17 protein-coding genes and 1 pseudogene are annotated in these 20319 nt (G+C 70.2%); 12 read left to right on the top strand and 6 right to left on the bottom strand.

The features are described 5' to 3' along the window. Window positions 1-167 precede the first annotated feature (167 nt). On the bottom strand, window positions 168-584 hold the full coding sequence (locus AB0N02_RS00305) for a ribonuclease domain-containing protein (protein ID WP_363940772.1): 417 nt from the start codon (window positions 582-584) through the stop codon (window positions 168-170). Between the two features lie 366 nt (window positions 585-950). Beyond that, on the bottom strand, window positions 951-1385 hold the full coding sequence (locus AB0N02_RS00300) for a CBS domain-containing protein (protein WP_363940771.1): 435 nt from the start codon (window positions 1383-1385) through the stop codon (window positions 951-953). 478 nt (window positions 1386-1863) lie between these two features. Here AB0N02_RS00300 and AB0N02_RS00295 point away from each other — a divergent pair, with 478 nt between their 5' ends. From AB0N02_RS00295 to AB0N02_RS00275, 5 genes are all read left to right on the top strand, one after another. Beyond that, window positions 1864-2745 (top strand): hypothetical protein, encoded by an 882-nt coding sequence (locus AB0N02_RS00295; protein ID WP_363940769.1) that lies wholly within the window; start codon window positions 1864-1866, stop codon window positions 2743-2745. A gap of 243 nt (window positions 2746-2988) precedes the next feature. Next, on the top strand, window positions 2989-4224 hold the full coding sequence (locus AB0N02_RS00290) for a hypothetical protein (protein ID WP_363940767.1): 1236 nt from the start codon (window positions 2989-2991) through the stop codon (window positions 4222-4224). A 183-nt stretch (window positions 4225-4407) separates the two neighbouring features. After that, window positions 4408-5970, top strand: coding sequence for a M28 family metallopeptidase (locus AB0N02_RS00285; protein ID WP_363940765.1), 1563 nt, complete (start codon window positions 4408-4410; stop codon window positions 5968-5970). Between the two features lie 603 nt (window positions 5971-6573). Then, window positions 6574-8277, top strand: coding sequence for an MFS transporter (locus tag AB0N02_RS00280; RefSeq protein ID WP_363940764.1), 1704 nt, complete (start codon window positions 6574-6576; stop codon window positions 8275-8277). Next, a complete protein-coding gene (locus tag AB0N02_RS00275) occupies window positions 8274-8741 on the top strand; it encodes a MarR family transcriptional regulator (RefSeq protein WP_363940762.1) in 468 nt (155 codons plus the stop codon). The genes AB0N02_RS00280 and AB0N02_RS00275 overlap by 4 nt, the downstream gene beginning before the upstream one ends. Window positions 8742-8760: 19 nt before the next feature. Here the strand turns inward: AB0N02_RS00275 and AB0N02_RS00270 are convergent, their stop codons facing one another. After that, complete coding sequence (locus AB0N02_RS00270; RefSeq protein ID WP_363940760.1) at window positions 8761-10149, bottom strand: polysaccharide biosynthesis tyrosine autokinase; 1389 nt, start codon at window positions 10147-10149, stop codon at window positions 8761-8763. Window positions 10150-10251: 102 nt separating this feature from the next. Between AB0N02_RS00270 and AB0N02_RS00265 the strand changes: the two are divergent. After that, window positions 10252-11535: pseudogene (locus AB0N02_RS00265) on the top strand (O-antigen ligase family protein); the annotation flags it as partial. A gap of 169 nt (window positions 11536-11704) precedes the next feature. Here the strand turns inward: AB0N02_RS00265 and AB0N02_RS00260 are convergent. Both AB0N02_RS00260 and AB0N02_RS00255 read right to left on the bottom strand, forming a co-directional pair. Next, window positions 11705-13180 (bottom strand): oligosaccharide flippase family protein, encoded by a 1476-nt coding sequence (locus AB0N02_RS00260; protein ID WP_363940758.1) that lies wholly within the window; start codon window positions 13178-13180, stop codon window positions 11705-11707. Then, window positions 13168-14334, bottom strand: coding sequence for a glycosyltransferase (locus tag AB0N02_RS00255; protein ID WP_363940756.1), 1167 nt, complete (start codon window positions 14332-14334; stop codon window positions 13168-13170). Before AB0N02_RS00255 ends, AB0N02_RS00260 begins: the two co-directional genes overlap by 13 nt. Before the next feature lie 230 nt (window positions 14335-14564). Here AB0N02_RS00255 and AB0N02_RS00250 point away from each other — a divergent pair, with 230 nt between their 5' ends. Then, on the top strand, window positions 14565-14987 hold the full coding sequence (locus tag AB0N02_RS00250; RefSeq protein ID WP_363940755.1) for a hypothetical protein: 423 nt from the start codon (window positions 14565-14567) through the stop codon (window positions 14985-14987). After that, entirely contained in the window at window positions 14984-15595 is a 612-nt protein-coding gene (locus tag AB0N02_RS00245; RefSeq protein ID WP_363940753.1) for a TetR family transcriptional regulator, read from the top strand. The genes AB0N02_RS00250 and AB0N02_RS00245 overlap by 4 nt, the downstream gene beginning before the upstream one ends. 90 nt (window positions 15596-15685) lie before the next feature. Here the strand turns inward: AB0N02_RS00245 and AB0N02_RS00240 are convergent, their stop codons facing one another. Then, window positions 15686-16591: a neutral zinc metallopeptidase gene (locus tag AB0N02_RS00240; protein ID WP_363940751.1), complete on the bottom strand. Its 906-nt coding sequence runs from the start codon at window positions 16589-16591 to the stop codon at window positions 15686-15688. Between the two features lie 212 nt (window positions 16592-16803). Here AB0N02_RS00240 and tatA point away from each other — a divergent pair, with 212 nt between their 5' ends. The 4 genes from tatA (at window position 16804) to AB0N02_RS00220 (ending at window position 20305) form a co-directional block, all read left to right on the top strand. Further along, window positions 16804-17094, top strand: a complete 291-nt coding sequence (tatA, locus tag AB0N02_RS00235) for a Sec-independent protein translocase subunit TatA (protein WP_363940749.1) — start codon at window positions 16804-16806, stop codon at window positions 17092-17094. A gap of 539 nt (window positions 17095-17633) precedes the next feature. Further along, window positions 17634-18053 carry a metalloregulator ArsR/SmtB family transcription factor gene (locus AB0N02_RS00230; RefSeq protein WP_363940747.1) on the top strand — a complete coding sequence of 140 codons (420 nt, stop codon included), beginning with the start codon at window positions 17634-17636 and terminating at the stop codon, window positions 18051-18053. Window positions 18054-18076: 23 nt separating this feature from the next. Continuing rightward, on the top strand, window positions 18077-19261 hold the full coding sequence (locus AB0N02_RS00225) for a cation diffusion facilitator family transporter (RefSeq protein WP_363940745.1): 1185 nt from the start codon (window positions 18077-18079) through the stop codon (window positions 19259-19261). Between the two features lie 198 nt (window positions 19262-19459). Further along, complete coding sequence (locus tag AB0N02_RS00220; RefSeq protein ID WP_363940744.1) at window positions 19460-20305, top strand: transporter substrate-binding domain-containing protein; 846 nt, start codon at window positions 19460-19462, stop codon at window positions 20303-20305. Window positions 20306-20319: the final 14 nt, after the last annotated feature.

Below are 20319 nucleotides of genomic sequence, written 5' to 3'. Positions count from 1 at the left end.
GACCCACCGACGCCGCGGAGCGGTCGGCGCTGATCAGCATGGCCGACCAGCAGGAGGGCCTGGCCGACGAACTGGAGGAGCACGGCCCGGCGCGCGCCCGCCCGCGACCGCCCGCGCCGGCCCCGGTGGACACCGCCGGCCCGGCGCGGCGGACGCCGCGGGAGTCCCTAGAGCCGGTAGAAGTCGGTGTAGTGGTTCGGCGAGAACCAGGTCACGCCGGTGCTGCGGTTGACGACGATCCGGTACGCGTCACGCGCGGCGCCCTGCGCCCGGGAGTACACGTCGTACTCGTAGTAGGTGGCGCCGCTGGGAAGCTGCCCCTCGCGGTTGTAGAAGCGTCCGCCCGTGTAGTTGTACTTGCCATCCGGCCAGGAGTACCAGCCGCTGCTGGTGGGGTAGCCCTTGCCGGCCCAGATCGCGTTGACCGAGCGCGCGTCGGAGCACCGGGAGATGGTGCAGGAGGCGAAGACCGACGCGTTGGCGGGGGTGGTGACGCCGGCCACGCCGATCAGGGACGTGAGGGCGACGAGAACGACGGTGAGCCGTGCCGTCCAGGAAGGTCGGGGACGCTGTGAAGTGTGCACGAGGCCTCCTTGCGGGGGATGCGAGGGGGGCGGACACCCATCAGAATCACCGCTCAAATCAGGTCAGATAAGGCAAAGATCGCCAAAGGTACGGTGAACTCTTCACGGCCCCGAGACCACGCCACGGGGGACGACACGGTGACGGCGCGAGGACAGCACGGGGGCGGCACAGGGATCACGGGGGCGGCGCAGGGATGGAGACCCGCGGTGGCCCGGGGGCGACCCCGCCCCGCAGTCTCCTCGGCGGCTCCTCGGCCCACCTCACCGCCGGGCCGCGCGTGGCGGCCCGGCGAAGTGGGGCGTGGCGGTCCGTCTCCGGCCGGACTCGCCACCGGCACGGCAGAACGGACGCGATGACCGGATCCGTCAGACGCGGCCGTAGACGTGGTGGACGAACTCGGCGAGCTTGTCGTCGGGCAGCTCCTTGGCCAGGTCGGCTTCGCTGATCATGCCGACGATGCGGTGGTTGTCGATCACGGGCAGACGCTTGATCTGGTGCTGTTCCATCATGTTCAGCGCCTCTTCGACGCTGCTGTGGGCGTCGATCCACACCAGCCCGCGGGCGAGCTCGGAGGCGGTGGTCCGGTCGAGGTCCTTGCCCTCCGCACAGCACTTGATCACGATGTCACGGTCGGTGATGATGCCCTTGAGCCTGTCGTCGTCCCCGCAGATCGGCAACGCGCCGACATTCAGGTCACGCATCATCCGCGCGGCGGTGCGCAGGCTGTCGCCTTCGCCGATACACCGGGCGTCCGGGTGCATCATGTCCTGAACCGTCTTCCCTGCTCCTGCTGTGGTCATCGTTCCCCCTCAGGTAGGGATTTGGTGGGCTTTCTATGAGTTATGCCCCACATGTCGGAAGTATGCGGTTCCGGTGTGCGGGAAAAGACCCCCCGGGCGATCCCTCCGGGCACGGCGAGCCCTCGCCCCCGGGCCCGCAGGGAAGGACACCCCTCTCGCGCGAACACCTCCACCCCCCAAACGAGATCACCACACCAAACAGAGAGCACCGCTCTTGACTCTCGTTCGAGCGGACGACATGATTGCCACAACAGAGAGCATCACTCTCGAAAGAGACGCATGCTCGCGGAGGAATCGTGAAGACCCATTTCCTATAGGTCGACGGTGGCCGGATCGCCTAAGACGACGAGGGACACGGTTCCGAGCGCGAGATCGATTGCCGGACCGGGCACCGGTGGAGCACGATCGTTACCATCTCCTTCGAGCTTCGCCTTTCCGGTGAATGCCTCAAAAGCTCAAGAACAAGGACGAATGCCTCATGAGACGATGGGCTGCCCTGGCGGTCGCCGTACTGATCGCGTCCGTACCGGTCACCGCGAGTCCCGCCGCCGCGCAGGCGGGCACCTCCGATCCGGCGCGCGCGATCAAGCGGCAGTTCCGGAACGAGCACGGCGTCCGCATCTCCGAGACCAGCCGATACTTCTTCGACGGGAAGTCGACGGTCTCCGGGAACTGGTTCCGGATCAAGGGCAGTCTCCAGTTCGCCCCGTCGGGCCCGGTGGCCGCGGACTTCACCTGGTGGGCCCTTTCCCGGCCCAAGCCCGGCGAGCCTCCGTCCGAGAAACCGGTCCCCTACCGGGTGATCCGCGTCGGCGAAGACGTGTACGACGCCGCCGAGCACTATCCCGGACCGGTTCCCGACGGCAAGAAGTGGATCCGGTTCCCGAACAAGCACCGGGGACTCATGAACCGGGACATGGCCCGGGACGTCAGCCTGCAGCCGATCGACGTGTACGACCCGTCCGTGATGAGGGCCGTGCTGAAGCGCTCGACGAGCGATCCCGTCTCCGGCGGTTTCCTCTACCGGGGCGCCGTCAGCTACAAGGAGCTGAGCCGGATCTCCAAGGGCGCCTTCGTCAACCCGATCTCGGGCCGCCCCATCGGCGGCAAGAGCAAGGGGAGGGTCTCCTGGCGGCTCTGGACCGGCCGTGACGGTCTGCCCAAGCGCCTGGTCACCGCCGACACCACGGGAGAGGGAAGGAATCCGCTGGTCAAGCGGACCGACACGCACTACACCGACTGGGGATTCCGTCTCGCCGTCACCGCCCCGCCCGCCGACGAGGTCATCGACGAGGCCGACCTGCTGGAGTACGTCCGCGAGCAGAACAGCCCCATCCCGGAAGACGAGAAGAACACCTAGTCGTACCGGTGTCATAGAAAAGGCGCCCCTTTCCGTTCTGCACCGTTTCTTGCCATTCCACCGTGCCGCGTTCCGTCCCGCGCGTCACGTCCCATCGCGGATGGTCACCGGCCGGATATCGCCCGTCATATTCACAGGACCAATGGCTTATCGCCTGATTCGCCGTACGGCGCCCCCTTGAAAATGGGAACCCTGGTCGCCGATCACACGTCAGTTATCTGACGAGGCAATGATGGGAGACGAATGTCTGAGAAGCCGGGATTACTGACGCGCGTCATCGCGGGGTTCAAGAACGAGGTTCCGGCCACCACCCTGGAGTCGGTACAGAAGGCCGGCATCGGTGTCTACCAGGTGCTCGACGAGGTGGAGGTCCTCCGCAGGGGGCTGGCGGTCGAGGGAATCGATCCGTGGAGCGCCTCCGAGGCGGTCTCGGCGCAGCAGCTGTACGCCTGGAACGCGTTCGTCCTGCAGACTCTCGGCGACAAGATGATCGAGGCCGACTATCGGGCGGACGCGCGGACGGTCGGCTATCTGCCGAAGGTCACCGCCGAGCAGGTGTGGGCGTTCTTCGGCCAGGTGGAGGGATGGCTGTCGCTGGCCCGCCAGGCCGCGGCCAACCCCGGCTTCAAGATCTCCGATCCGGGCTCGTTGCCCGCCGACCTGCCCGGCTGGGTGGAGGTCGAGCCCTGCCCGCGCGCCCATCTGGAGGCGATGATCGCGGCGGGTGCCGCGATCAAGGAGCACGCGGAGCTGGCGCTGGCGCTGCTCGAGGCGGCGGGCGTGCCCGAGGAGCGGCACGCCGACCGCGACCGGCTGCGGCAGATCGCGGCCGAGGCCGCCACCGCCGCGGACTACGCGGCCAACATGTACTCGCCGACCGCCGACGCCCAGCTGCACGAGCTCATCGAGGAACGCCTGCGGCGCGCCCTGGAGACCTACCACCACCTGGGTCAGCTCGTGGCGATGCCCACCCTGCTCAAGACGTACGGCGTGCCCGGCCACGGCGGCCGGGACGACACCCCCGCCCAGGGCGGCACCGCCACCGGGCAGCCCCGCAAGAAGCTGCCGCGTCCCGGCCAGCCCGGTTTCGACCCGTGGTGTCTCACCGACCGGAAGACCCTGGACCGGTGGAAGAGGGACGCGCGCGCCATCGAGTCGATCACCGAGCTGTGGCGGCACGACCCCAACCCCGCCCAGACCCTGCGCTACCAGGAGGACATCAACCAGGGGATCGAGCGCGGCGACGTCTCGGTGACCGCCAGCCACTACTACTGCTGTCCGTGGGCCCCGATCTACCGGGTCCACAGGGCGGTCCTGATCGGTGACCGGCGGCTGCAGGCCGGCCAGGAGTTCACCTACGAGGCCTCGGCGGAGGAGATCCTGGAGACCGGGAAGTTCGTCAGGAAGATCATCAACGGCCCGTTCAAGACTACCGACCAGATCGACTACTGCAATCCGGGCGATATCCACGACGACTGACGGACCGAATCACGCAGGTCGGCGGCGCACCGGGGTTCTCGGTGCGCCGTTTTCTCAGTAAAGACTCTTTCCTTAAGGCCGCCGGACGGTTAAGTTCCGTTCAGCGTCACCTAACGGATTTCATTCAGCGGCGCTTCGGGGGACTTTTCCGTACTTCACAGCAGTGGAGGATCCTAAATGCGCATGAAATCACGCAGAGGCGTGATCCGCGTCGCCACCCTGGCCGCGGCTTTCAGCCTCCCCCTCGCCCTGATCGCGCCGGCCCAGGCCGAGCCCGGTCCGAGCGCCGCCCAGAACAGGCTGATCGACTCGATCACCGCCCCCACGGTCAAAAACCACCTGCGGGCGCTGCAGAACATCGCGAACGCCAACCACGGAACCCGTGCCGCCGGTACCAGCGGACACGACGCCTCCCGTGACTACGTCGCCGGCAAGCTCCGCAAGGCGGGCTACAACGTCACCCTCCAGCCGTTCGAGTTCGGCTTCTTCTCGGAGAACTCGGCCGCGTCGCTGGCGCGGATCTCCCCCAACCCCAGGACCTACACCCCGACCCCGCCGGACGGCTCGTCGCTCGGCGAGTTCGCGACCATGACCTACTCCGGTTCCGGCGACGTCACCGCGACCGTGCAGAACGTGGACCTGACCCTGCCGCCGAGCCCGGAGCCCGGCTCGACCTCCGGCTGCGAGGCGGCGGACTTCGCCGGCTTCACCCCGGGCAACATCGCGCTGGTCCAGCGCGGCACCTGCACCTTCGCCATCAAGGCACGCAACGCCAAGGCGGCGGGCGCCTCGGCGGTCATCATCCTCAACGAGGGCCAGCCGGGCCGTACCGCCACCCTCCAGGGCACGCTCTCCTCCCCCGACATCGCCCTCCCCGTCGTGGGAGTGAGCTTCGCCGTCGGCCAGGACCTGGCCTCCTCCGCGGGTACGGTGGTGCACCTCAAGACCGACACCACCAGTGAGAGCCGCACGACCTACAACGTGATCGCCGACTCGCGCTGGGGCGACCCGAACAAGGTCGTCATGATCGGCGCCCACCTGGACTCGGTGCTCGCCGGTCCCGGCATCAACGACAACGGCTCCGGCAGCGCGGCCAACCTCGCCGTCGCCGAGGCGCTCGGCAGGATCCCCACCGTCAACAAGTTGCGCTTCGCCTGGTGGAGCGGCGAGGAGCTGGGCCTGCTCGGCTCGCAGTTCTACGTCGGTGACCTGGCCGCCGACCAGCTCGCCAAGATCAAGCTGTACCTCAACTTCGACATGGTCGCCTCGACCAACTACGCCCTCAAGATCTACGACGGTGACGACTCGGACGCCACCGGCGCCCCGGCCGGTCCCGCCGGTTCCGACGAGATCGAGAAGCTGTTCGAGAAGTACTACGACACCCTGCGCCAGGGCCACAACGGCACCGACTTCGACGGCCGCTCCGACTACGGCCCGTTCATCGCGGTCGGCATCCCCTCCGGAGGACTGTTCACCGGCGCCGAGGGCATCAAGACGGCCGAGGAGGCGAAGCTGTTCGGCGGCACCGCCGGAGCGCCCTACGACAGCTGCTACCACCAGGCCTGTGACACCATCGCCAACATCAGCGACAAGGCCCTCGCGCTGAACACCGGGGCGATCGCCACCGCCGCCGTGGTCTACGCCTACAGCAAGAACCTGCCCGGCGCCGGCACCGCGGTGACCGCCAGGACCCAGAAGGCCAGGGCCGTCCCCGGCGCCGGAATCGACGGCCGCGTCGCCGGCTGACCGAACGGCGACCGTCGGCTGATGACCGAACGGCGACCGCCGGCTGACCGGACCGGCGGCCGTCCCACCGACCGGCCGAGACCGGTCCGCGAAGAGATCCACCAGGTCGTGTGAGATCACCCCCGGGTGATCCACCGCCGTGAACCGACGGCCCGGTGGTGGAAGAGGCTCGAAGGACCTCTCCCACCACCGGGCCGTTCCGGTCTTGAACCGACGAACTCGAACCACCCGGCCCCGAACCACCCGGCCCCGGCTCCGGCACCGGCGCCCCCGAAGACGTGCTCCAGAAGTGACCCGCCGTGCGCCCGCCACCGACCGCGGCGACCTGCGGGCCCCGGCGACCCGCGGACCTTGACGACCTCCGCTCCCGCTCCCGCTCCCGCCCCGGGACGACCTCGGCCCGCCTCGGTGATGTCACACCCGGCCGGGGGCGGGCGGCCTTCCCTCGCAGGCGGAGCCGTACCCCGGGCCCTCCGTCCCCCGCAGATCATCGCTCCGGACCCTCCGGACCCTTGGATCGCCGTCCCCGAAAAGACTTTTCCGGTGATTCCGGCGCGGTTATTGTTAGTTAGCATAAGCAACTAATCCCCTGAGGGGTCACTCATGCGGACGAAGCAGTATCACTGGGTCGCGCTGAGCAACACCACGCTGGGCATGCTGCTCGCCACCGTCAACTCGTCGATCGTGATCATCTCTCTGCCGGCCATCTTCCGGGGCATCCACCTCGACCCGCTGCAACCGGGCAACGTCAGCTACCTGCTGTGGATCCTGATGGGGTACATGCTCGTCTCGGCCGTCCTCGTCGTGACGCTCGGCCGCCTCGGCGACATGTTCGGCCGCGTCCGGATGTACAACGCCGGGTTCGCGGTGTTCACCGTCGGCACCCTCGCCCTGGCCCTCGACCCGTTCCAGGGCGACGGGGGCGCGCTGTGGCTGATCGGCTGGCGGGTGTTCCAGGGCATCGGCGGCGCGCTGCTCATGGCCAACTCCGCCGCCATCCTCACCGACGCCTTCCCCGCCGGGCGGCGGGGCATGGCGATGGGCGTCAACCAGGTCGCCGGGATCGCAGGCAGCTTCATCGGACTGGTCGCGGGCGGCCTGCTCAGCGAGATCGACTGGCGCCTGGTGTTCTTCGCCTCCGCGCCGATCGGCATCGCGGGGACGCTCTGGGCCTACAGGTCGCTCAGGGAGACCGCCCGCCGGGCCTCCCACGCCCGCGTCGACTGGCTCGGCAACGCCACGTTCGCCATCGGGCTGACGGCCCTGCTGGCCGCCGTCACCTACGGCATCCAGCCGTACGGCGGGCACGCCATGGGCTGGACGAACCCGTGGGTGATCGCGGGGATCGTGGGCGGCGTCGCCGTACTGGCCGCGTTCTGCGTGATCGAGACCCGGGTGCCGCAGCCGATGTTCCACCTGGAGCTGTTCCGCATCCGCGCCTTCGCCGCCGGGAACACCGCCGGGCTGCTCACCGCCATCGCGCGCGGCGGCATGCAGTTCATGCTGATCATCTGGCTGCAGGGGATCTGGCTGCCACTGCACGGCTACGACTTCGAGGACACCCCGCTGTGGGCGGGCATCTACCTGCTGCCGCTGACCGTCGGGTTCCTGGTGGCCGGTCCCGTCTCGGGACACCTGTCCGACCGGTACGGCGCGCGGGCGCTGTCCTCCGGCGGGCTGGTGCTGTCCGCGCTGGCCTTCGCCGGGCTGCTGCTCATCCCGACCGACTTCCCGTACTGGCTGTTCGGGCTGCTGATCTTCCTGAACGGGGTGGGCTCCGGGCTGTTCGCCGCCCCCAACACCACCGCGATCATGAACGCCGTCCCGGCCGGTCAGCGCGGCGCCGCCTCCGGGATGGTGGCGACGTTCACCAACGCCGGGATGGTCCTGTCGATCGGCGTGTTCTTCTCCCTGATGATCGCGGGCCTGTCGAACACACTTCCCCGCACGCTCACCGCGGGCCTCGTCCAGCACGGCGTACCGTCCGGGATCGCCGCGGAGATCGGCGGCCTGCCGCCGGTCGGCACGTTGTTCGCGGCCTTCCTCGGCTACAACCCGATCGAGAGCCTGCTGGCCCCGACCGGAACGCTCGCCAGGCTCGGCCCGTCCGACGCCGGGGCGCTCACCGGCCGCTCCTACTTCCCGCATCTCATCTCCGGCCCGTTCCACCAGGGCCTGGTCATCGTCTTCACCCTCGCGATCGTCATCTCACTGGCCGCCGCCGTCGCGTCGCTACTGCGCGGCGGCCGATATGTGCACGAGGATGACCCCATGCCCCGGAAGGCGGTTACCGTGGGCGAATCATGACCGAGGTAGTGGAAGGCCGCATGATCGACGAATCACCCAACGTCACACTCACCGACGCCGAACTCGCCGACCGGCTGCGTGTCACGCTGGCCCGCCTGACCCGCCGTGCCCGCCAGCAGGCCCCGCAGACGCTCACCGCGGGCCAGGTCTCCACACTGGCGGCCGTGGACGCCCTGGGCCCGGTCCGCCTGGTCGACCTGGCGACCCACGAGGGCGTCAGCGCCCCCACGCAGAGCCGGCTGGTCGCCAGTCTGGAGACCCGGCTCCTGCTGTCCCGCACCCCCGACCCCGCCGACCGGCGCGCGTCCCTGCTCACCCTCACCGAGGAGGGACGCGCCCGCCTCGCCCGGCTCCGCGACGACCGCTCGGCCTTCTTCACCGCCCGCATCGCCGCCCTCCCCCCGGACCAGCGCACCGCCCTCGCCGCCGCGCTACCCGCCCTGGAATCCCTCGCGGCCCTCTGACGGCACCGGCACGGGAGGCTCAGGCGCCCGCCGGGGGCGAGACGACATCCAGGGCCGGGTCCACCGGCGCACGGGCGGTGTAGTCCCGGGCGTCGGCCCGGTGGGCGGGCGCGAAGTTCAGCACGGTTCCCAGCAGGCGTGCGCCGACGGAGGACAGCAGGCCCACGGCCCGCGCCAGGTCCTGCTGCCGCGGCACACCGTGCCTGGCGACCAGCAGCGCCCCGTCGCAGTTCGCCGCGAGCGCCGCCGCGTCGACGACCGACAGCAGGGGCGGCGTGTCGACGATCACGAGATCGCAGGCTCCGGCGAGCTCGTCGATCAGCAGACGCATCCTCCCGGAGCCGAGCAGCACGCTCGGGCTGGCCGGCAGCGGCCCGCTGGGCAGTACGGCCAGGCGCCCCGACGGCCCGTCCCAGCGACGCGTCGCCGCGGCCGTCTCCACCCGGCCCGCCAGCACGTCGGTCAGCCCCGGCCGGTCGCCGACCCCCAGGTAGGCGCCCAGACTGGGCCGCCTCAGATCACCGTCGACCAGGGTCACCCGCCATCCCGCCTCGGCCAGGACGGCGGCGAGGGCGGCGCAGACCGAGGAGGCGCCCTCGCCGGGGAGGCAACCGGTCACCACCAGCGACCTGGGCCGGTGCCCCGTCTCCATGAACTGCAGGTTCGCCCGCAGCGTGTGGAGGGCCTCGGCCTGCGGGAGGGGCTCGCCACGCCCGGCGATCAGCGGGTACGGCCGGGCGGCGCGCTCGTGGCCGATCTCACCGAGCACCGGCACCCCGGCGGCCTCCCGCAGTCCCTCCGGGGTCCTGATCGTCGTGTTCAGCCGGTCTCCCACGATGATCGCCCCCACCGTGACCACCAGGCCGATCAGCGCGCCCAGCCCGACGTTGACCAGCGGGCGCGGGCTGATCGGCGTGACCGGCACCTCCGCCCGGTCGACCACGGAGACGCTCACCTTCGCCCCGTCCGGGCACTGGGCCGGGCATTCGAGATCGTCGATCAGTCTCGCGAAGGCCCGGCTGAGGGAGTCGGCCAGGTACGCGGCGCGGCGCGGATCGTCGTCGGTGACGGTGGCGCGCAGCAGCACGGTGTCGGGTACGGCCTCCGCCTCGATGCGCTTGCGCAGTTCCTCCACGTCACCTTCCCCGGCGACGGCCCGGACCACCCTTCTGCTGGTGAGCAGGTTCGCGTACGACTGCATGCGCTGCTGGGAGAGCAGGGCCGCCTGGTAGGCGGTGATGGTGCCCCCTTCCTGGTTGCTGGCGGAGACCAGCATGGAGACGCTCGCGGCGTAGGTGGGGACGGTTACGGCCGTCAGCACCAGTGCCGTCACCACGGACAGCACCAGCGCCCCGGCGACGAACCGCCGGTTCTTCCATACGAGCCCCAGGCAGGAGAGCAGGTTCACTGCGGAGGTTCACCTCTCGCGACGATGGCCGATGAAAAACACAGGAAATGCAGGAAACGCAAGAAACATGGAAAACCACGGAAACCACGGCGCCCGGAATGAATGACCCGAAGCCCGTTTCACCCGTGCCGGGTGGTCGCACCGCTGTGTCTTCGTACGTTTTCTCCTCATCGCCCGCCCGGCCGCGCCCGGCATCGCGTTCGCGATGTGATCAGCCGACTGCGATACGTTATAGACCATGGCACGGAGGCCTTTCGGCAACACGCTGGGTACGCGCCTCCCGTGGCGGGACCGGCACCGGAGGCGGAGACACCGCCCGGTGGGACGCCTGTCATGACGGCGGGATTCACACCGTTGAAACCGCCTTCGCCGAATTCATTCGTTGTTCCGGCAATGGCTGTGACGCCTTTCCTCATCGCCGGAGTTCTGTGGTTTCCCTGGCCGACGGTCGCGGCGCTCAGCGGGCTCTGCGGGCTCGTGTTCGTCCGGCGTCCGTGGCGCGGCGGGCTGCTCATGCCGGCGCTGGCCGTCGCCGGTGGCGCACTGGGGCTGCCCTGGTGGAGCACCCCGCTGCTGGCGCTCGTGACGGCCGCCGTGTGCCTGGGGTCCCCCGGACGGCTCGAAGTCGGCCCCGAGCACATGATCACGGCTGTCCTCGCCCTGCTGCTGGTGACCGGCTGGGCCTTTCCCTCCGGCATGCGGGGGCCGAGTCACGACGCCTTTCACGACATGATGCAGGTGACGGCCGGACTGGCGATCTTCGCCGTCTCCGTCGTCGTGTCACCCCCCGTGTGGCGGCTGCTGACGGTGATCGTGTGGTCCGGCGCCTGCGTCGCGGCGGCGGCCCTGCTCGTCGGCGACGCCGAGGCCGGGACCCGGCTGCAGGGGTTCGAGCTGAACCCGAACTATCTGGGGGCCCTGCTGGTGCTCCCCACAGTGGCGTCCTTCGGGATCGCCTGCGTCAGGCGCGCGCCGCTCTGGGCCGCTCCCGGCGTGATCACGCTGGTCGCGCTCGTCGCCACCCAGTCGCGGGGCGCGCTGTTCGCGGCCGTGGCGGGTGTGGCCGCCACGGCCCTGCTGCGCGTCTCGCGTCCCGCCCGTTTCCTGCTCGTGCTCGCGATCGCGGTCATGGCGGTGGCGGCCGCCACAGCACCGGGGACGTTCGACGTGAGCGGCGGCGGGCGCAGCACCGCCGAACTGGAGCACAACAACGAGGTCAGGAGGGAATCCGCGCTCCTCGCCCTCCGGCTGATCGGCGAGCACCCACTGCGCGGAATAGGCTACGGAGGTTTCCCCGAGCGCGCCGCCCGCTCCCCCGAGCCGGGCATCTTCATCAACACGCACAACGACTACCTGCGGCTGGCCGCCGAGACGGGCGTCGCCTCCGCGCTGCTGCTGGCGCTGCTCGTCGGCCGGGGGATCCGCCGGGCCACGGGCGCCTGCGAGCAGGTCCTGGCCGGGACGGTCGCGGCCTACGCGGTCGTGTTGCTGTTCGGCAACTTTCTGGCGAACCTGATGGTCAGCGCACCGTTCTGGGTCGGACTGGGGACCCTGCTCAGGGAGCGGGATCCCGCGACGGTGTCCCCGGCCTCTCAGCCGACGGCGTGTCCGGCCTCCCACGGGACGACGTGTCCGGCACCTCGTGGAGCGGTCCGGCCTCCGGCGCGCGGACTGAGAGCCCGCCGAGCCCGCCGAGCCCGCCGAGCCCGCTGAGCCGGTGGGCGATCTCGCGCACCTCCACGGCGCCCGGGACCAGCCGCCGCAGGGGGACCCCCGTCGAGCGCGCGAACCAGCCCACCTGGGCCGCGGCGAGCGCCGTGTAGGCGACCGTGGACGCCAGCGCGCACCCGGTCACCCCCGTTCCGGGGATCAGCAGGATGTTCAGGACGAGGTTCACCAGCAGGGCTCCGCCGTACATCAGCGAGGTGCGGACGGGGAGGTTGAGCCGGAGCAGGTGAGCCGCGGCCGGGCGCGCCACCGCGACGGCCGCCACGCCCGGCGCGAGCACCAGCATCGGGACGACGCACCCGGCGAAGGCCGGGCCGACGACAGCGACCACCAGGGCCGGGCCCGCCAGGCAGAACAGGGCGACCGGTACGACGGACAGGGCGACGGTGATCCGGATCGCCCGCGCCGTGTACAGCGCGGCCGTCTCCTCGCCGGCCTCCATCTGCCGGGGCAGCACGACCTGGACCACCGTGTCGGCCATGACCCGCAACAGCTCGGTGGGCACCACCGCCATGGAGTAGATCCCCACCGCCGTCGGGGTGCTCATCGCGTTGAGGACCAGGACGTCGGACCGGAGCAGCAGGAAGTTGCAGACGGAGCCGGGGTGGTAGCGCAGCCCGCACGACAGCGTGCGGCGGATCAGCGGCCGGTCACGCGGCAGGCGCACCGGCAGGGACGGCAGCAGCACCGCGAGGTTCGTCACCGCCGAGACGGTCCAGATGATCACAACCCATTCGACGGTGAGACGTCCGAGAACCCCGAGGGCCACCAGCGCCGAACACTGAACCGCCGCCCCGGCCAGCGTCCCCCGGTTGACGACGCCGGTGCGGGCGTGCAGGACGTGCGCGTTGTTGACGTAGACGATCGCCATCATGAACGGTACGGCCGCCAGTCCCCAGGCCAGCGAGGACCGGTCCGTGACGGGCATCGCCCCCGTGCCCGGCAGGAACACCGCGGCGAGCACGGTGATGAGCACGGCGAAGAACACGGCCACGGAGCCGACGGCGAGGCCCAGCCACGGCGCGTTCGCCGTGATCGCCGGACGGTCGGCCTCCCGTGTCCACAGGGTGGTCTGCGACTGCTCGACCGACAGGTTTCCCAGTGCCGTCGCCGTGGTCGCGATCGTGACGATCACCCAGTAGGCGCCCCGGTCGGCCGGTCCCAGGACACGCGCCACGATGACGCTGGTCAGGCCGCCGGCCACGACGAGCGTCAGGCGGGTCAGAAGCAGGTGGATCAGACGCGTGACGGTCGTGTCCCGCCGGCGGACGGCCTGGGAGACGGCGTCCGCTATCCCGCGCATCGCCTCTCCAGGAGGCGCCGGTAGAGACCCAGGTGCCGGCTGATCATGGTGTCCACGGTGAGGTTGTCCCGCGCCCAGGCGCGCGCGGTGGCGCCGAGGGAGGCGGCCAGGTGGGGATCGTGCAGCACGCGCTCCAGTGCGTCGGCCAGGGCCCGGGGGTCGGCGGGGGGAACCAGCAGGCCGCGCCCGTTCAGCAGTTCGCCGGTCCCGCCGACCGCGGTGGCGACGATCGGCCTGGCCGCCGCCATCGCCTCCATGATCGCGTTGCTCATCCCCTCGTAGAGTGAGGCGAGCGCCACCGCGGAGGCCCGGTTCATCAGCGCCGCGATGTCCCTGCGCTCGCCGAGCAGGCGCAGGTCGACGCCCGCGTCCGCCGCCTGCCGCAGGAGCGCCTCGCGCGTGGGTCCCTCACCCGCGATCACCAGCGTGCACGGTGTGCCCCGGGCTGCGAGCAGGGCGACGGCCTCGATGAGGAAGTGATGGCCCTTGTACGTCTTCAGGTTGGCCGGGCTGAACACGACCGGCAGGTCGGTGACGATCCGGGCGGGCGCGACGGGGGAGAAGGCCGATTCGGGCAGGCCGTTGTAGATCACGCTGAGCTTCTCGGGGGCGATGCCCTCCACCGTCTCGGCGTCCTCGGCGACCGCGGCGGCGTTGGCCACCACATGCTGCGTCAGCCGGGTGGTCACGCGCTCCAGCGCGAAGATCCAGCGTCGGCCCTGCTTGAAGTCGCTCAGGCTGCGCCGCCCCGCCACCGCGACGGGCACCCGGACGAGCCTGGCGAGCGGCACGCCGATCACGTAGGCGTGGTACAGGAAGGCGTGCAGCACGTCCGGCCTGAGCCGCCGTATCAGCCTGACGAGGCGCGCCGTCGCCAGCAGGTTGCGGCAGAAGGCCGTCAGGCCCGCCGACAGCCCGACGAACCCGGCGTTGTGCACCGCGACACCCGCGCGATCGAGCTCGTCACGATAGGGGCCTTCCGAGTGCAGTGTCACCACGGTGACCCTGACCCCCCTGCGGACCAGTCCCGTGGCCAGGAGGAAGACCTGTTTCTCGGTGCCGCCGAGTCCCAGCTGCCCGATCAACAGCACGACGCGGCGCGGTCCGCCGGTCGCCGCTCTCGTGAGCCGGGACACCATCTGACTACTCTTCACTTTCGTGATCTTACTTTCAGTGATCGCCGGTTGTGTGCAAGGAACTGCCGTGATCGGCGGATGCACCGAGAACCGGCCTCCGCGGGCGGAAACGACCCGCCCTCCACCTGCCACGGACCTCTGGACGGCGGACTCCGCCCCTCCCGAAAGGTCCGTCTGCCCGGAGAGGCCGGATCTCCTATTTGTTTATGACGTAAACTTACGCCATAAACAAATAGGAGAGGTACCGCATGCACACGCTCGCCCTCGTCACCCCCCTCGTCATGGTCGCCTACCTCGTCGTCACCGAGTGGGTGCCCATGTTCCCCTTCAACGACCTGGAGGCCCAGTCGGTGCGCGAACGGCTCACGATGGCCGCCGTCAACTACCCGGTCTTCGCGGCGATCGCCGTCGCGATCGCGCTGGAGGCGAACGTCGTGGCGCTGGTCCTCACCCTCCTGACGGTGGCCGGGCACGTCGTCAGCTGGTGGCTGCCCTACTTCGGGATCAGCTTCGCCGCCCAGCGCGAGGCCTACCTGCGCGAATACGCACGCACCTGGAAGATCCTGCCCACCGAGGGCCGCGCCGTGGTCATCGACGTCCAGCACATGGTGGTGGGCGTGCTGTGCCTGGTCATGCTGGTCGGTGTGAGCGTCACTACGCTGGGCGGATGAGCGCACCACAACGATCACGAGGCGGGCGGCCCGCCGTCCTGAGCGAGGAGAAGATCATCGCGGCGGCCCTCGCCGTGATCGACGCCGAGGGCCTCGACGGGCTGTCCATGCGACGGGTCGGAGCGCTTCTCGGCGTCGAGGCCATGGCCCTCTACCGGCACGTGCCCAACAAGAACGCCATGCTGGCCGCCGTGGTCGACCACCTCACCGCGGGGGCGGCCACGCGGCCCGCCCCCGGGACCCCCTGGACCGACGCCCTGGCCGGCTTCGGTCACCGCTACCGCGACGTACTGCTCGGCCACCCTGCCGCGGTGCCGCTGCTCGCCACCCACCCGGTCAGCCCCGCGACCGCCGAAGCGCTCCTGACCCCGATCCTCGAAACCGTCGACCACGCGGGCGTCACCGTCGAACGGATCCAGTTCGCCTTCCAGTCGGTGGCCGTCTTCGTCCTGGGACACGCCCTGGCACAGGTCGGCACGCCGCCCGGTGACGGCCCCGCCACACGGTCGGCGAGCACCTCCTACTACGACGCCTGGTTCGAGGCCGGGCTGTCGGCCCTCCGCCGCGGTTTCGCCGTCACGCCCGCGCCGGACGACGGCCCCCTCTGAACTCCCCGGACCAGGCGACCGATCGGTGCCGGGTGCCGGGTGCCGGGTGCCGGGTGCCGGGTGCCGGGTGCCGGGTGCCGCCGGAGGGTGTCAGATGCCGCCGGAGAAGGTGTCGCACCGGGTGGGGGCACCGGTCTCGTAACCGGTGGTGAACCACTTCACCCGCTGTTCGGCGCTGCCGTGCGTCCAGCCCTCCGGATCGACCCTGCCCTGGGTGCGCCGCTGGATCCTGTCGTCGCCGACCGCCGCCGCGGCGTCCAGCGCCTCCTGGATGTCCGCCGAGGAGAACGGCCCCTCGTAGAACCCGGTGTCGACGGCGTTCTTCGCCCACACCCCGGCGTAGCAGTCGGCCTGAAGCTCCAGCCTGACCGAGGCGCTCTGCGCCCCCTGCCGGTCGTTGCCGACCCGCCGCGAGGTGCCGATCAGGTTCTGCACGTGGTGGCCGTACTCGTGGGCGATCACGTACGCCTGGGCGAACGGTCCCCCCTTGGCGCCGAAGCGGCTCTCCAGTTCGTCGAAGAAGCCCAGGTCGATGTAGGCCCGGCCGTCGGCGGGGCAGTAGAACGGGCCGACCTCCGAACCGGCCTGACCGCAGCCGGTGTTCACCGAACCGGTGAACAGAATGGTCCTGGCGTCGCGGTACGACTCCTTGCCGCGCTCGGTGAGCGCCTTGCGCCAGTAGGCCTGCACGCTGTTGACCACCCCGACCACCCGGCACTTTTCCGACTGGTCGGCGTCGCTGCCCTTACGGCACCGGCTGCCCAGATCCGCGGTCGGAGCCGGTACGGCGGGCCGGGAATCTCCGCCACCGCCGCCACCCCCGAGCAAAGCGCTGGGGTCGACTCCCAGGAGCAGTGCCACGACCAGCGCGACGATGCCGATGGCGCCACCGCCGATCATGAGCCCTCCGCCGGAGAACCCGCCACCACCGCCGCCACCGCCGCCAACGTCTTCCACCTGGGAGGCGTCGAGGTCCGCATCATCACGAAAGTCCATGGGGGCTGCTTTCTCTGGGCGGGATCCTCCTGCCCCTATTCTGCCGTGATCGACGGCCACCGAACCCTCGCCCCCCGGCGAACTCCCGGAGAAGCCGGGCCGTCGCCGCCGTCTCCGGGACGGGCGGACAGGCCGAGGCCGCGCCGGGGAGCGGCCGGACCTGCACGTACGATCGATGACGGAAGACTTCTTGTCACAGGTAAGGATGCGTCATGGCAGATCTGGGAGCCGGTGAGATCCTCATCATCGCCCTCGTCCTGGTGGTGCTCTTCGGTTCGAAGAAGCTGCCGGACATGGCCCGTTCGATCGGCCGGTCTCTACGCGTGTTCAAGGCGGAGACGACCAAGCTGCACGAGGAGGACGAGCCCCGGGCCCAGCCCGCTCCGGCCGCCCGGCCCGCCTCCGCCGTCTCTCTCGAAGAGCAGGCACGGCAGCTGGAGGAGCAGGCCGCCAGGCTGCGGGCCCAGGCGGCCCCCCGGCAGGGCGGCGAACAGCCCGCCTGAGCCTCACCCACCGCGTACCCCCGCCGCGTACCCCGGCCACTCGGCCCGCCGCGTCGGCCGGGGACACGCGGCCGGATCACGGGTTCAGCGGTCCAGGCATCGGTCGGCGGGGCGGCGGAAGGGCCGGCTGAACCAGATCGGGGCGCCTGCCGTCCAGTGCGCGTCTGCCGTCCAGCGCGCGTCGCCGCCCCTCCCCCTCGGTCCTCGGTCCGGCCGACGGCGGCGCCCGGAGCACCCTTCCTACTCAGGGTTCCATCCGGAGCGACAGAACGGAAAGAAACCTCACATCGGGCTATGTATTCGAGGTGATGAAATCAGCCGCTAAATGCCATTCCCGATGCCCGGTCGAGCGCTCACCGCGCCACCGAGAACAGCACCGACCCCCTCTCCCACCTCGTGAGAGAGCGCCGTCATCCCATCTCGCAATTCCCATCAAATGACGCGATCTATACTTTATTCATGCGCCGGATCGAACCATCCGGCAATTCTCAGGTAACCGGATCTGGCGATAACCAGAAACGCTCTCTACGCTTCTTCATATGAGCAGAGCTTCATATGTCGTTACCGAATCCGATGGCTGCGCCGTACGAATGGTCGATCCGGACCGGGTCCTCGCGGTGGCCGAGGCGATGCCCGAGACGACGTCGATCGAAGAGCTGGCCAGAGTCTTCGACCTGCTGTCCGATCCGGGGCGCCTGCGCGTGATCATCGCGCTGCTGGAGGGCGGCGAGATGTGCGTGTGCGACATCGCCGCGGCGTGCGGGCACAGCGAGTCGGCGGTCTCACACACGTTGCGCCTGCTCCGCGCCCACCACGTCGTACGGGTGCGCAGGTCCGGGCGCATGGCCTACCACCGCCTCGACGACTCCCACATCCGGATGCTGCTGGACCTCGGCCTGTCCCACGTCCGCCACGCCCCCCATCCCCAGGACGTGGGATTCACCGACGAGATCCGTTAGCGCCGCCCGCCGGAGGAGGTCCCATGGACTCATCGCACCACGAAGGCGACCGGCATGATCACCATGACGGTCACGGACACGGGCACGGGCACGAACGCGGGCCCGCGCCCGCGCGGATACGACGCCGGGAGCCCGGGAAGCCGGAAGACGCCCACGGGCACGAGCACGAGTGGAGCCTCAAACAGGGACAGGGACAGGGACCGGGACCGGGACGCGCACAGGACCACGGCCGCCAGCAGGGACACGGGCATGGACATGGACATGGGCACGGGCACGGGGTTTCGGCCGACGCCGACCGGCGCTACCTGACCGCCGCCCTCGCCCTGCTGACCCTCTTCATGGCGGGCGAGGTCGTCGTCGGGCTCCTCGCCCGGTCCCTGGCGCTGATCTCCGACGCGGGCCACATGCTGACCGACTCCGCCTCGATCGTGTTCGCCCTGGTGGCGATGCGGCTGGCGACCCGCCCACCCCGGGGCGGTTTCACCTACGGGCTCAAGCGCGCCGAGATCCTGTCGGCACAGCTCAACGGCGCCACCCTGCTGCTGCTCGCCGGCCTCTTCCTCTACGAGGCGGTCCGGCGGCTCATCACACCACCCGAGGTCGAGGGCAACCTGGTGCTGGCCACCGCGCTGGCCGGCATCGTCGTCAACATCGCGGTGGCCTGGCTGCTCAGCCGGGCCGACAGATCCAGCCTCAACGTCGAAGGGGCCTTCCAGCACATCCTCAACGACCTCTACGCCTTCATCGCCACCGCCGTGTCCGGGCTGGTCGTCCTGCTGACCGGTTTCACCCGGGCCGACGCCGTGGCGACCCTCGTCGTGGCGACGCTCATGCTCAAGGCGGGGTACGGCCTCATCCGCGAAACCGGCCGGATCTTCCTGCAGGCCGCGCCCTCCGGGCTCGTCCCCGCGGAGATAGGCGCGCGGCTCGCGAGCCAGTTCGACGTCGCCGAGGTCCACGACCTGCACGTCTGGGAGCTCACCTCCGGTTACTCCTCCCTATCGGCGCACGTGTTCGTCCGCCCGGAGAGCGACTCCCACGCCGTACGGCGCCGCCTGCAGAGCCTGCTCGCCCGCTCCTACGGGATCACGCACACCACCCTCCAGGTCGACCTCGCCCCGGACGGCGAGACAGGAGAGAACGAATGCGTCGACGCCGGCCACTGCACCGATCCGCACGGGCCGCACTACCTGTCCCCGCGAGGATGAGCCGCCCACCCCCCCGCTCCCCCACCCCGAAGGCCCGGACCCAGTCATGATCGTCAACAGGGGAAGACGCCGCCCGAAAGTCGCTACGCACGGCGTCGAAAAGGTCACCGAACGTAGGAAAACCAATGGGGTGGCGCGCCGAACGCCCCACCGTCGCCGTGGAGGTCGCGCGCTCGCGACCATGGAGGTCACCGGACGATGATCAGGAGACTCCTCTCCCGAGAGACCGTCACGGGCGTGCTCGCCCTGGTGGTCCTGATGTGCGTGACGTCCACCGCGTGCTCCGGACCGCCGGGCGGCGACACCCTGGAACGGGTACGCGCCGCGGGTTCCCTGCGGGTGGCCCTCACCGAGGCCAATCCGCCGTGGAACTTCCTCGACGGCGGCACCCGCCCGGCCGGCTACGACGTGGACGTCGCCCGCGAGGTGGCCAGGCGGCTGAACATCGCCCGGGTGGAGTTCATCGGGGTCGACTTCGCGAGCTTCGTCGGGGGCGTCCAAGCCGGCCGCTTCGACATCGTGATCGCCGGGCAGACGATCACCGCGGAGCGCAGGAAGGAGGTCGACTTCTCCCGGCCCTACGCCGTCAACCGCATCTCCGTCTTCGTCCGCACCGGCGACACCTCCATCGGCGGCCTCGACGACCTGGCCGGTAAACGGATCGCCGTGTCCGAGGGCACCGTACAGGCCGAGTTCGCCCGCACCCGTATCCCGAACGCCGACGTCAGGACCTACCGCAACGCCATCCTCGGCCTGACGGACCTCTCACGCGGACGGGCCGACGCCGCGCTGGTCTCCTGGTTCCAGGGCGTCTACCTGGCGGCCAGGAACGGTCTCACCGTCACCCCCGTGGGCCCGGCCCTGCGCACCTACGTCCTGGCCATGTCCTTCCGCAGGGGCTCGCCCGCCTTCAAGCAGGCCGTCGACAAGGCCGTCAACGACATGATCGGCGACGGGACGCTGTCGGCCATCTCCCGCCGGTGGCTCGACGGTCTCGACATGGCGGCCGAACTCCGCAGAACGCCGGCGAATCCGGCCGGCTGAAACCCCCACGACCT

This window comes from Streptosporangium sp. NPDC051022 (assembly GCF_040683035.1).
GTDB lineage: Bacteria > Actinomycetota > Actinomycetes > Streptosporangiales > Streptosporangiaceae > Streptosporangium.
This window is presented reverse-complemented; position numbering and strand designations above follow the sequence as displayed.